This is a genomic window from Ruegeria sp. AD9 (genome assembly GCF_056542305.1).
In genome coordinates this window covers 66,588-79,312 of the sequence record NZ_JBQFZP010000003.1, presented here as the reverse complement: position 1 = coordinate 79,312, position 12,725 = coordinate 66,588, and the positions used below count along the sequence as shown (strand labels likewise).

The following is a 12,725-nucleotide window of genomic DNA, read 5'->3' as shown; positions in this document are numbered from 1 at the left end:
CTCCCTGAATCGTTTCTGAACGTCAGTTTAACGACGCGAGCCGAGACCTTCCACAATCGTTTTTTCCACATCACCGGGGAATGCGGACAAGCGGGTGGCCGAACACGGCCACCCGAAATCACATTAGAGACCTTTGGCACGGTAGCTTTTCGCAACACGGTCAATCGCCACGATATAAGCCGCCGTACGCAGGTCCTCGACATCATCACGGCTGTGCCAAACCTCACGCATCGACTGATAAGCAATGCGCATTGTGTCATCGAGACCCGAGCGCACCAGCTCAAGCTCATCCGCACCTTTGAGGTACTTGGCCTTAAAGTCCGGCGACATCGACCATGCATCGCCCAGGTACCGGTCCAGCCTTTCCAACTCGCTGACGATCAGTTCGTGACGCGACTCTTCCTGACGACGCTGCATCCGGCCAAAGCGAATATGGCTAAGGTTCTTGACCCATTCGAAATAGGATACTGTCACACCGCCTGCGTTGGCATACATGTCGGGGATGATCACTGTGCCCTTCTTACGCAGGACTTCATCCGCGCCAGCGGTAACCGGACCATTGGCAGCTTCGATAATCAGCGGTGCCTTGATCCGATCGGCGTTCGACAGGTTAATAACACCCTCCAAAGCCGCCGGGATCAGAATGTCGCATTCGGCCTCCATCACTGCTGCACTTTCAGCGGAATGGGTCGCATCGGGATAGTCTTTTACGCCGCCGTGTTTGACAATCCACTGCCGCACGGCTTCGACGTCAATGCCGTCGGGATTAAATAGTGCACCGTCCCATTCGATGATTCCGGTGATGCGCGCGCCATCTTCCTCGCTCAGGAACTTGGCTGCGTGATAACCTACATTGCCAAGCCCCTGCACGATAATGCGCTTACCATCCAGTTTGCCCGACAAACCTGCTTTCTCAATGTCTTCAGGGTGGCGGAAAAACTCGCGCAGCGCATATTGGATGCCACGTCCGGTCGCCTCGACCCGCCCGGCAATGCCGCCTGCATTCAAGGGCTTGCCGGTGACACAGGCGCGCGCGTTGATATCCGTTGTGTTCATCCGCGCGTATTGGTCGGCGATCCAGGCCATCTCACGTTCGCCGGTGCCCATATCGGGCGCAGGCACGTTTTGCGATGGGTTTATCAGGTCTCGCTTTGCAAGCTCATACGCAAATCGCCGCGTGATCTGTTCCAGCTCATGCTCTTCATATTCTCGTGGATCAATGCAAAGCCCCCCCTTGGAGCCACCAAACGGCGTTTCAACAAGCGCGCACTTATACGTCATCAGCGCAGCCAGGGCTTCGACTTCGTCCTGATTCACTGCGGTGGCATATCGAATACCGCCCTTAACCGGTTCCATATGTTCCGAGTGGACAGATCTGTAGCCGGTGAAGGTATGAATTTCACCACGCAACCGAACACCAAATCGAACTGTGTAGGTTGCGTTGCAGACACGGATCTTTTGCTCCAACCCCGGCGGCAGCTCCATAAGGGCGGCTGCCCTGTTGAACATCAGGTCAACACTTTCACGAAAGCTGGGTTCTTTGATGCCGGTCATAAAATCCTCCGTAGCGGTACATGACGATACGTCACGACGTTTTGTCGCACCACTGGCGGCATGCTGCAATCAAACAATGCACTTTTTTTAATCATTTTATGAACGCAGGCTTAGTTGCCCTAGGGTGAGTCGCTCAGATCGGCCAACTCCTTAACGAATTGTTTTCAATTCATCGACAGATCACCTGAAACGCTCCGAATTATACCCCTCGGGCGCGTAAAAAGGCCAAAACCAAGCCTTTTTCGCCCAATTCACGCCACGTTTGAAAATTAACTTTATCCCAAATCTCTTTTTCTTTGACGCACGAATTCGACGTGTGAAGCGGAGTAACCAGAATGCTTAATTCCTTGCTTTGTAACGACGGCTCGAAACCGAAGCGCAAAACGTTCAAGTTAGAGCAGTTCGCTCGGAACGAAGATGGCGTCTTCACCATTTTCGTATTGTTTATGGTGGTCCTGATGCTGGCGATTACCGGCATGTCCATGGATGTCATGAAGTATGAGCGCGACCGTGCCAGCCTGCAATCCACACTGGACCGTGCTGTGCTAGCAGCCGCAGACCTCGACCAGGACCTTCCCGCCAAGACGGTTGTCGATTCCTATATGGACAAGGCCGGGCTGGGCAATCTGAACGCCGTTACGACAGTTGTTGAAGGTTTTGGCTCCAAGAAAGTGTCTGCAACTGCTGAGGCTGTTCTAACAACGCGTTACCTGCGGTATGGCGGCGTTCCTAAACTGAACCTGAAATCAAGCAGTACGGCCGAAGAATCCATTGGCGCTGTCGAAATCTCGTTGGTTCTCGACATCTCCGGCTCCATGTCCCAAGCATCTGCCACGCCATCTAAGACCAAAATCGCAGTTCTCAAAGAAGCTGCATCGGAATTTGTAAGGCTCATGCTAGACAAACCGAACGAAACGCAGATTTCAATCTCGATTGTTCCTTACGCAACGCAGGTAAGCGCAGGAGCGTCAATCCTGGACAAGTTCACGAATGTCACGCAGGAACATAGTTATTCGCACTGCGTAAACTTTATTCCGGAACAGTACAGCGATTCTGATCTGGAACGGGATGACAGGCTGGAACGTACCGCCCATTTTGATCCATTTTACTATGCTGAAGGAACTCTCAAAGAACCTGTTTGCCCGGTCCGCGCAGGGAGTGCGATCACCCCTGTCACCGACAACATGAACAAACTGCTTGCTCAGATTGCGTCCCTCACCCCCGGTGGCAACACATCGATCGATATTGGGATGAAGTGGGGTACCGCCCTGCTCGACCCAAGTATGCGCGGAATTGTTCGCGACCTGTCACTGGAACCGGATCCGGCCTATGCGTATACAACTATTGTGCCTTCAAAATTCTCGGTCCGACCTTCGGACTATGACGGTGATGTTCTGAAAATCGCCATTGTTATGACCGACGGTCAGAACACCGATCAATACATGCTTAACCCGTCGTTACGCGAAGGCATGTCCGACGTCTGGTACAACTCAGAATCCGGTGAATACACTGTCTACCATTCTGAGGGCCGCCCGAATTATTTCTGGCCTCAGCAAGGCGTTTGGGCGGATCATCCTTACGGAAATCTGGAATCCGAGACCGCTGCGGACGAAGAACCGGGAACCGCGATTCGGTTAACATATCCTGTACTGTTTAACCGGATATCTTTGGCCTCGAATGCACGCGACAACTATTACTGGCAGTCCAGCGGATGGGCAGAATGGTATTCTAAAGCCTTTTCGAAAGTCGAAACGTCGGCCAAGAACCAGCGCACCAAGCACATTTGTGATGCGGCCAAAGATCAGGGAATCATCGTTTACGGTATCGCGTTCGAAGCGCCCAGAAGCGGATACAGGACCCTCAAAGACTGTGCCAGCTCTGACAGCCACGTCTATGACGTAAGTGGCCTGAACCTTGAGAAAGCCTTTGAATCCATCGCATCGTCGATCCGCAAGCTGAGGCTAACCCAATGATCAGTAAAAAACTCTTGAAGCTCCGTCTATTTCGGCACTCTGAGGCCGGAAATGCGACAATTGAGTTTGTCATGCTCATTCCGTTTTTCCTGGCGCTTCTTGTAGCCGGTGCCGAGCTGTCGATCATCACAATGAAACATGCTGCACTGGAGCGTGGGGTCGATCTGGTCGTACGGGATATTCGACTGGGTACCGGCACTGACTGGCAACACGACCAGATCAGGGATCAGATTTGCGATGTTTCCGGCATCAAGGATTGTAGCGGTAATTTGCGGCTGCAAATGATCAAACAGAATGCGTTTGAAGGAATCAATCTTCCAGAAAAAGTTGCATGCACTGATACTTCTGAAGAGGCCGATCCATTGCAGGTGTTCAAGTTTGACAATGGCTTATCCAATGAATTGATGATCCTGCGGGCCTGTCTGCGTATCGATCCAGTTCTTGAGGCTTCAGCCATTGCAAAGCTTGTCCCGGATGAAACCGGTCACTATGTGGTGACCGCGACGACAGCATTCGTACAGGAGCCACTGTAAGATCATGTCTGCGCTCAGAAAATTGAAGAACTGTGCCAAAGCCTTCAAGAATGATGAAAACGGCATTCTGACCGTAGAAGCCCTCATGATTTTCCCGTTGATGCTTTGGACAATCACGTTCACCTTCACCGCTTTTGAAGGATTTCGTCAAAGTGCGTCAAATCTCAAGGCAGCCTACACAATCAGCGACCTGATATCGCGTGAAACGGATGCCGTAACCGATGTGTATATCGACTCGCTGCACGATTTGGCGGGCAAGATGATCAATAACCGGTCAGACGTGAAAATGCGTGTCTCGCTGATCGTTTACGACGAGGACGATGAACGCCACTATGTGCGCTGGTCGACCGTTCGCGGCTTTGACAATGAATGGGACGACAACAGCATCGATGAAATCAAGGATCGCCTGCCGCCAATGCCCAATCAGGACACGGTTATTCTGGTCGAAACGTCGAATGAATACATCCCCACGTTTAGACCGGGTTGGGACTTTGCGACAGGTATCACTTTTGAGAACTTCATCTTCACCCGTCCCCGCTTTACCAACGAAGTTGCGTGTAACTTATCCAGGACCCCGTTCGTCTGCACAAATAGCGGATAGAATTTCGGACATGAACTTGGCTTCGGCGGCAGATGTCATGCCGCCAACGCCAACCCGGTGACCTACCCGCCACCACAATCCCGGAGCCCAGCGGTTCGCCGCTTTGTTTCGCGTACGGACCAGAAAGCCGTTTGACGGTTTGAACGCGAATACACCCCGATCTACCGTTTCAATATCGGCCACTTCCGCGATGACCTGACCCGATCCCGTTCGCAACTCGGTCCGGGTCAGTTCGATACAGTCTTCTGTGGCTCGCCAGACCCGAAGCGCCAGCCAAAGCGATGCACCGCCAACGACAAACAGAAACACCTGCCAAACCGGTTCGGGTGGCGATGCCAGCGCGACATAAGTAACCAGCATTCCAACCGTTGTCAGCATCCCTACCCCGGTCCATCGTCTGGGGGATGAGGCCTGAATCGTTGCCAACACGTCGTCCTGCATGGATGTCTCCTGTCTGATCCGCTTCGATCTAGCCATTTTGCGCCGGAAACAACAGGGGTTTGGCTGCAAAACAATTTCGCACAGGTCTGGTTATTTCGTGCAAATTGATTGCTGTGGCGCAGAGATTACATGCTGCCCAGACGAAACGGAGGCAAACATGTCCCTTAGACCGACGTTGGAAACACGCAAAGCCATCCCGACAATGGAAGGGGCTGGTGTGAAACTTCACCGCGCATTCGGGTTTCAGGACCCGTCCGAACTGGATCCCTTTCTGCTGTTCGATGACTTCAGAAACGACCGACCGCAGGATTATCAGGCCGGTTTTCCGTGGCACCCCCACCGGGGAATTGAAACGATCACTTACGTCCTGACCGGCACGGTCGAACATTCGGATTCGCTGGGTAACACCGGCACGCTTGGCGCCGGTGATGTGCAATGGATGACCGCAGGATCCGGTATCCTGCATCAGGAAATGCCAAGCGGCAACATCTCAGGCCAGATGCACGGCTTCCAGTTGTGGGGCAACCTGCCTTCGAACCAGAAGATGACCGCCCCGCGCTATCAGGACGTCCAAAGCAAGGACATCCCCGAAATCACCGATGACGATGGCACGACTGTGCGGGTGATCGTAGGTGATTTCTGGGGCAAAACCGGACCCGTAGACGGGATAGCTGCTGACCCGCAATATCTGGATATCTCTGTCCCGGCGGGTGTGAAGAAAACTTTCCGGATCGATACGTATCGCCGTGCTTTTGCATATGTGTTTCAGGGTCAGGCCGCCTTTGCCGATGCCTCGCAGCCGACAGGCGTGCTGCTGGAAAAGGAAATCGGCGGGCAAGAGGTCAATATCCGCGACATGTCCGGGGATCGCACGCTTGTCCGTTTTGGCACTGGCGATGAAATCACTGTTCAGGCTGGCCCCCAAGGCGTGCGGTTCCTACTGATCTCAGGGGCTCCCATCAACGAACCCGTCGCCTGGCATGGCCCCATCGTGATGAACACGCGGGCCGAACTGGAACAGGCATTTCGCGAGTTGCGCAATGGTACGTTCATTCGCCCCGCGCACTAACAGCGTGACGGTTTGACTTTGTCAGGCCGTCACTGCCTTGTGAACCATGTTCCAATAGATCTCCTCGACCTCGTCCAGTGACAGGCGACCGCCCGAGCGGTACCAGGTCATCACGCCATTCAGCATGGCAATCACGGCCAGCGTTGCAATCTTCGTGTCCGAAATTGCGAAATGTCCGGCCTGCTGCCCTGAATCAAGGATGCTTTCCAGCACGTTTTCGTACTGGCGCCGCAGGTCTTCGATTTCAGCAAAGTTTTCGGGCGAAAGATTGCGCAACTCCATATAGGCGATGAAAACTTCGTCGGGGCGTTGCAAATGGAAGCGGATGTGAAAGCCGATAAACTGGCGCAAGGCGTCTTTTGCATCGTCGCAACGGCCCATTGCATCTTGCGCCTCAAGCAGGTCCTGCATGTGTTCGCGCATCAACCGGTGCAAAAGGCTCTGTTTGTCGGGCGTATAGTTATAAAGCGCGCCTGCCTGTACGCCGACCTCTTTTGCGATCTGCCGCATCGAGACAGCGGCATACCCATAGCGCGCAAACAGGTGCAGCGCAGCCTTGCGGATACGTGGGCCGGTTATGTCGGAATGTGAGCCTTGAGTGCGTGCCATGGGTCTACAGTATATGAACAGACGTTCATATAGAACCCCGCTTGAACGATGTCGTCAAAACGTGCATCACGATGGGGCAACAAAGACCGAAAAGCCTGCGACATGAAACTGCTGCCTGTTTTGCCCCTTATTCTATTTTGCACCGCCTGTGCGGACATTCCCGAGCTGGAAGGCAGCGAACCGGCTGCAGTCAGATCCGCCCCCTACCCGCGCCTTATTCCGTTGCAGGAAACGTTAGGGCCACCGATGGACCCGATCCATCAGGCAGCAGCCGTCGAAGACGATCTGACACAACGCAGCAATGCCTTGGCTCAAAAGGCGCAGGCGCTACAAAACGCGCAAACCAACTGACGCGCCATAAATCACCCCCACTATCCCCCGGTGACGGATTGCACCCTTGACCTGAACCCGCTAAGGCAGCGCTGATTGGACAATCATCCGACACCAAAAATACTCGAGCGGAAAAGGACCACAACATGACACAGGCACTGCGGCTGGGAATTGCGGGCTTGGGAACGGTCGGCGTGGGTGTCGTCAAGATCGTCCGCCGCCATGCTGAGTTGTTGCAGGCCCGAACAGGCCGTTCGATTGAAATCGTGGCTGTTTCCGCGCGCGACCCGAACAAGGACCGTGGCGTGAACCTGTCGGACTATGCCTGGGAAACTGATCCGGTTGCATTGGCAAAACGCGACGACATAGACGTTTACGTCGAATTGATGGGTGGCGAGAATGGTCCAGCCAAAGCCTCGGTCGAAGCAGCATTGGCCAGTGGCAAGGATGTGGTCACGGCCAACAAGGCGTTGCTGGCCATCCACGGGCAGGAACTGGCTGAAAAAGCCGAGGCCGCCGGTCGTGTGATCCGGTTTGAGGCCGCTGTCGCTGGTGGTATCCCGGTGATCAAGTCCCTGACCGAAGGTCTGGCGGGTAACGAGATCACCCGCGTGATGGGAGTGATGAACGGGACGTGCAACTACATCCTGACTCGGATGCAGTCGCAGCGTCAGGGCTACAACGCGCTTTTCGATGAATGCGCCGAATTGGGATATCTTGAGGCTGACCCCAATCTGGATGTCGGAGGTATCGACGCTGCGCACAAGCTGGCTCTGCTATCCTCGATCGCGTTTGGGACCAAGCCGAATTTCGACGCGATCGAGATTGAGGGTATCCAGCAGATCAGCCTGGACGACATCAATCAGGCCGAAGACATGGGCTTTCGCATCAAATTGCTGGGCGTGGCGCAGCGCACCGCGCGCGGGCTGGAGCAACGCATGCAGCCTTGCCTGGTACCTAGCGACTCGCCACTGGGCCAGCTGGAAGGCGGCACCAATATGGTCGTGATCGAAGGCGACGCGGTTGAGCAGGTTGTTCTGCGCGGCCCCGGCGCGGGTGAAGGCCCGACAGCCAGCGCTGTGATGGGCGATGTCTGCGATCTGGCGCGCGGATTGCAAATCCCGACCTTTGGCCGCCCGGCCACCACGCTTGAAACCGCAGTTCCCGCCGTCACCGGCCGACCTGCGCCGTATTATCTGCGACTGGGCCTGCTGGATAAACCTGGTGCATTGGCCAAGGTTGCGGCCATTCTGGGCAATGCCGGGGTGTCAATCGACCGGATGCGCCAATATGCACATGCCGAAAGCACAGCGCCTGTACTGATCGTCACCCATAAGACCACCCGAACGGCGCTGGACGTCGCGTTGGAGGGTTTCCGCGAAACCGATGTGGTGGCAGGCGACCCAGTTGCATTGCGGATTGAAGCGGTTTGACCTTGCGGCCTGCATGAAACGCAAGCTATGCCGGAAGACACGGCTATACTGACCAGAGGATACAGAAACATGAGTGCTGCCAAGACCGATTTCAATGACCGCCTGCTGTCTCTGGGGCTGGCGAGGGTAGCGGAACAGGCTGCACTGGCTTCGGCTTCGCTTGTGGGCCGGGGCGATGAGAAGGCCGCGGATCAGGCCGCAGTGAACGCGATGCGGGAACAGCTGAACCTGCTGGATATAGCAGGTGTCGTGGTCATCGGTGAAGGCGAGCGTGACGAGGCACCGATGCTGTATATCGGCGAAGAGGTTGGCACCGGAAATGGCCCCGGCGTGGATATCGCACTTGATCCGCTGGAAGGCACCACGCTGACCGCCAAGGATATGCCGAACGCACTGACCGTCATCGCAATGGGCCCGCGCGGCTCGATGCTGCACGCGCCGGATGTCTATATGGACAAACTGGCGGTTGGCCCGGGTCTGCCGGAAGGCGTTGTCAATCTGGACATGACGCCGCGCGAGCGTGTCGAAGCGCTGGCCAACGCCAAGGGGTGCAAACCGGCCGACATCACCGTCTGCATTCTGGAACGCCCGCGCCACGAAGCGATGATTGCCGAAGTGCGCGAAACCGGTGCCGCGATCCGTCTGATCACTGATGGTGACGTGGCGGGTGTCATGCACTGCGCCGAAAGCGAAGTGACCGGCATCGACATGTATATGGGCCAGGGCGGCGCGCCCGAAGGTGTGTTGGCCGCCGCTGCGCTGAAATGTATGGGCGGGCAGATTTTTGGCCGCCTGTTGTTCCGTAACGATGACGAACGTGGCCGGGCCGCCAAGGCAGGCATCACCGATCTGGACCGAGTTTATGCACGTGATGAGATGGTGACGGCGGATGTGATCTTTGCCGCCACCGGCGTGACTGGCGGCTCTTTGCTGCCTCGGATCAAGCGCGAGCCCGGCTGGGTGGAAACCACGACGCTGTTGATGCGGTCCAAGACCGGGTCGGTACGCCGCATGTCCTACCGCACGCCGACTTGGCCGCATGACAATTCATAACGGCTTGCGCCGTTGCCTTCGGCCAGAGTATTTCTGAAAAGGTGAAGAGGCCGGGTCCGCAAGGGTCCGGCCTTGGCGCATAAGAGGCGAGCAATGAGTTTTCTTGGAGTCGAGCAATCACTGACGGGACGGCTTTGGGTTGGACCTAGCCCCGAGATTGAGCGGGCGGCCGAGATGATGGTGCAACAAACCGACCTGCCCCGTGCCGTTTGCCAAGTTCTGGCCCGGCGCGGCGTGCCGGTATCGGAGGCGCCCGGCTTTCTTGACCCAAAGCTGAAGGAGTTGCTGCCTGATCCGCGGGCCTTAAAGGATATGGAAGTTGCCGCCACGCGCTTTCTGGAAGCCGTCCGCAATCGTCAGAAAATCGCGGTGTTTGCAGATTACGATGTCGATGGCGGCAGCTCTGCTGCGTTGCTGCTGGTCTGGCTGCGGCAGATGGGCGTGCAAGCGACGCTTTATGTGCCGGACCGGATCGACGAAGGGTATGGCCCCAACGTTCCCGCAATGCAGGAGCTTGCGGCCAGGCATGACCTGATCATCTGCGTTGATTGCGGCACGCTCAGCCATGATCCGATTGCGGCGGCTACGGGTGCGGATGTGATCGTTCTGGACCACCATCTGGGGGGCGAGACGCTGCCCGATTGCGTCGCTGTGGTAAATCCAAACCGACAGGATGAAAGCGGCGATCTTGGTTATCTTTGCGCGGCAGGCGTGGTGTTTCTGATGCTGGTCGAAGCCGGTCGCCAGCTGCGTGACTCAGGCGCAAGGGGACCGGACCTGATGGCCCTTCTGGATCTGGTGGCCCTGGCGACCGTTGCCGATGTGGCGCCGCTGATAGAAGCTAACCGCGCCCTGGTGCGACAGGGGCTGAAAGTGATGGCACAGCGGCAGCGCCCCGGCCTTGTCGCGCTGTCTGATATATCGCGCATGGATACAGCACCCAACAGTTATCACCTGGGGTTTCTGCTTGGGCCCCGTGTGAATGCCGGGGGAAGGATCGGTCAGGCCGATCTGGGCGCGCGCTTGCTGAGTACCGATTCTCTGCATGAGGCGCAGGCGTTGTCCGAACGTCTGGATGCATTGAACACTGAGCGCCGCGACATTGAAACCGCGGTGCGTTCCGCCGCGCTGGCGCAGGCCGAGGCGCGTGGCTTGGACGCCCCTTTGGTCTGGGCGGCAGGCGAGGGCTGGCACCCCGGTGTCGTTGGTATCGTGGCGTCTCGGTTGAAAGAGACAGCCAATCGACCGGCAATCGTGATCGGTTTTGATGGGGATGAGGGTAAGGGTTCGGGCCGCTCGGTTTCTGGCGTCGATCTTGGGGCTTCGATCCAGCGTCTAGCAGCCGAAGGGTTGCTGGTCAAAGGAGGCGGCCACAAGATGGCCGCAGGTTTGACCGTCATGCGCGATCAGTTGGAACCCGCAATGGAGCGCCTGAGCGAGTTGCTGGCCAGACAGTGGGCCGGCCAGGGCGGGCCTGCGGATTTGAAACTGGATGGCGCGTTGATGCCCGGCGCGGCAACCGTGGATCTGATCGAGCAGATCGAACAGGCCGGACCGTTTGGCGCCGGTGCTCCGGCCCCGCGCTATGCGTTGCCTGACCTGCAGGTTCGCTTTGCCAAACGGGTCGGTGAATCGCATCTGAAACTGTCGCTGACCGATGGAATGGGCGGCGGGCTGGATGCGATTGCCTTTGGTGCTTTTGACGGGCCGATGGGCGAAAAACTGTCAAATCACGGCGGTGCGCGCTTTCATTTTGCGGGTCGGCTAGAGGTCAACACCTGGGGCGGACGCCAATCTGTGCAGCTCAGGCTGGAGGACGCGGCAGAAGCCCGTTAACACGCAGCTTTGGTGCGCTAAAAAACTTTCCAATCCCTGCGTTTTTACGCTTGCGGGGGTCACGGCGAAACCGTAAAAGGCCCTCCACAAGCCAGCGTGGCCCGTTCGTCTATCGGTTAGGACGCCAGGTTTTCAACCTGGAAAGAGGGGTTCGATTCCCCTACGGGCTGCCATTTACGCTTGTGACCTGATACCAAGTGGCCCGTTCGTCTATCGGTTAGGACGCCAGGTTTTCAACCTGGAAAGAGGGGTTCGATTCCCCTACGGGCTGCCACTCTTCCTTAGCTTCTTCCATCCCAAAGCAGCAAGACCATCCGGGCTGCGCCTGAAAACAGCAACCTAGCTGTCATCAGCGATCTGAATTTCGATGCCCCAACGGTCAAGGAATCTGGCCACCCCACCTTTTGGCACAGCATCCGTGACCAGCGAATGCACCAGCCGAGGATCCGGCCCCACATAAGGTGCCCTTTCACCAAACTTGGAATGCGCTGCAGCCATAACAACCTGGTCCGCGCACCTGACCACCACCGATGCAAGATCCGCTTCGGCCGCGCTTTGATACAGAAACCCTTTGCTGTCTGAAATCGCATCCGTGCTCAGGATCACGATGTCAAAGGCATAGCGTTGCAGCTGCTTATGGGTGACGTGACCAAAGGTACCCCTTTCATCGATCTGCAACTCACCCCCCAAAAGGTGCACCCGGTTTCCGTTGACCCCGGCCAAGGTCTGCACGACACCGATGGAGTTGCTGACAACCGTGAGGTTACTGACCTGGCGCAGTTCTTCGGCGACAAAGGCGGTCGTCGATCCCACATCCAGGAAAACGGTCATCTGATCGCGAACCAGTTTCGCGGTATGCCCGGCGATCAAACGCTTTTCATCCGCGTCTTGCGAAATCCGGTGAAAGAAGTTGGGGGCGCCCTGCACTCCGGCAAGATAGGCACCGCCATGAACGCGCTCGACCGTACCCGCCTTTGACAAGGCTTTGATCGTTCGGCGCACCGTCTCTTCGGAGACGCCGAGCATATTCGCCAAGTCTGAATTCCGGGCCGTTCCACCCAAACGTCTTAGGGCATCAAGCAATTCCAGCTCACGATGGGTGTTGAGGGTATTCTTCTTCACGAACCGGCTCCGGAAATTTTCTTTATATGGACACGGAATACCGTGAACGGCAAGGCAGTGCCACATCCGCATTGCCACATCCGGCCTTTTGTCGGACCGGATTGGTGCTATGTGAGCACTGAGTTTTAGCAATAATGATCTGGGAAGCTGGTTTGCCTGACTTCCCACTCA

The 12,725-nt window shown here is 56.5% G+C and carries 12 protein-coding genes and 2 tRNA genes; 10 read left to right on the top strand and 4 right to left on the bottom strand.

Annotated features, from left to right (window positions below; translation table 11 throughout):
- Positions 1-123: 123 nt before the first annotated feature.
- Entirely contained in the window at positions 124-1,554 is a 1,431-nt protein-coding gene (locus ACR0AM_RS05745) for a Glu/Leu/Phe/Val family dehydrogenase (RefSeq protein ID WP_480622374.1), read from the bottom strand.
- Between the two features lie 335 nt (positions 1,555-1,889).
- Between ACR0AM_RS05745 and ACR0AM_RS05740 the strand changes: the two genes are divergently transcribed.
- From ACR0AM_RS05740 to ACR0AM_RS05730, 3 genes are read left to right on the top strand one after another with little or no spacing between them, the layout of a single operon-like run.
- Positions 1,890-3,527, top strand: a complete 1,638-nt coding sequence (locus ACR0AM_RS05740) for a pilus assembly protein TadG-related protein (protein ID WP_480622373.1) — start codon at positions 1,890-1,892, stop codon at positions 3,525-3,527.
- Positions 3,524-4,060, top strand: coding sequence for a TadE/TadG family type IV pilus assembly protein (locus ACR0AM_RS05735; RefSeq protein ID WP_480622372.1), 537 nt, complete (start codon positions 3,524-3,526; stop codon positions 4,058-4,060). Before ACR0AM_RS05740 ends, ACR0AM_RS05735 begins: the two co-directional genes overlap by 4 nt.
- Before the next feature lie 4 nt (positions 4,061-4,064).
- On the top strand, positions 4,065-4,661 hold the full coding sequence (locus ACR0AM_RS05730) for a TadE/TadG family type IV pilus assembly protein (protein WP_480476396.1): 597 nt from the start codon (positions 4,065-4,067) through the stop codon (positions 4,659-4,661).
- Here the strand turns inward: ACR0AM_RS05730 and ACR0AM_RS05725 are convergent.
- Positions 4,623-5,102 (bottom strand): hypothetical protein, encoded by a 480-nt coding sequence (locus tag ACR0AM_RS05725; RefSeq protein ID WP_480476394.1) that lies wholly within the window; start codon positions 5,100-5,102, stop codon positions 4,623-4,625. The genes ACR0AM_RS05730 and ACR0AM_RS05725 overlap by 39 nt on opposite strands.
- 157 nt (positions 5,103-5,259) lie before the next feature.
- On the opposite strand from ACR0AM_RS05725, the gene ACR0AM_RS05720 reads away from it, so the two are divergent.
- Positions 5,260-6,171: a pirin family protein gene (locus ACR0AM_RS05720; RefSeq protein ID WP_480622371.1), complete on the top strand. Its 912-nt coding sequence runs from the start codon at positions 5,260-5,262 to the stop codon at positions 6,169-6,171.
- A gap of 21 nt (positions 6,172-6,192) precedes the next feature.
- On the opposite strand, the gene ACR0AM_RS05715 is transcribed toward ACR0AM_RS05720, so the two are convergent.
- A complete protein-coding gene (locus ACR0AM_RS05715; RefSeq protein WP_480622370.1) occupies positions 6,193-6,780 on the bottom strand; it encodes a TetR/AcrR family transcriptional regulator in 588 nt (195 codons plus the stop codon).
- 102 nt (positions 6,781-6,882) lie between these two features.
- On the opposite strand from ACR0AM_RS05715, the gene ACR0AM_RS05710 reads away from it, so the two are divergent.
- The 6 genes from ACR0AM_RS05710 to ACR0AM_RS05685 all read left to right on the top strand — a co-directional run bounded on the left by ACR0AM_RS05710 (position 6,883) and on the right by ACR0AM_RS05685 (position 11,706).
- Positions 6,883-7,131: a hypothetical protein gene (locus ACR0AM_RS05710; protein ID WP_480622369.1), complete on the top strand. Its 249-nt coding sequence runs from the start codon at positions 6,883-6,885 to the stop codon at positions 7,129-7,131.
- Between the two features lie 125 nt (positions 7,132-7,256).
- The gene (locus ACR0AM_RS05705) at positions 7,257-8,543 is read left to right on the top strand and encodes a homoserine dehydrogenase (RefSeq protein ID WP_480622368.1); all 1,287 of its coding nucleotides are present in this window, start codon (positions 7,257-7,259) and stop codon (positions 8,541-8,543) included.
- 69 nt (positions 8,544-8,612) lie between these two features.
- Positions 8,613-9,596, top strand: a complete 984-nt coding sequence (gene glpX, locus ACR0AM_RS05700) for a class II fructose-bisphosphatase (RefSeq protein WP_480622367.1) — start codon at positions 8,613-8,615, stop codon at positions 9,594-9,596.
- A gap of 93 nt (positions 9,597-9,689) precedes the next feature.
- On the top strand, positions 9,690-11,432 hold the full coding sequence (gene recJ / locus ACR0AM_RS05695) for a single-stranded-DNA-specific exonuclease RecJ (protein ID WP_480622366.1): 1,743 nt from the start codon (positions 9,690-9,692) through the stop codon (positions 11,430-11,432).
- 98 nt (positions 11,433-11,530) lie between these two features.
- A tRNA-Glu gene (locus ACR0AM_RS05690) sits at positions 11,531-11,605 on the top strand.
- Positions 11,606-11,631: 26 nt separating this feature from the next.
- Positions 11,632-11,706 (top strand) — tRNA-Glu (locus ACR0AM_RS05685).
- A gap of 65 nt (positions 11,707-11,771) precedes the next feature.
- Here ACR0AM_RS05685 and ACR0AM_RS05680 read toward each other — a convergent pair.
- A complete protein-coding gene (locus ACR0AM_RS05680; RefSeq protein ID WP_480554625.1) occupies positions 11,772-12,554 on the bottom strand; it encodes a DeoR/GlpR family DNA-binding transcription regulator in 783 nt (260 codons plus the stop codon).
- Positions 12,555-12,725: the final 171 nt, after the last annotated feature.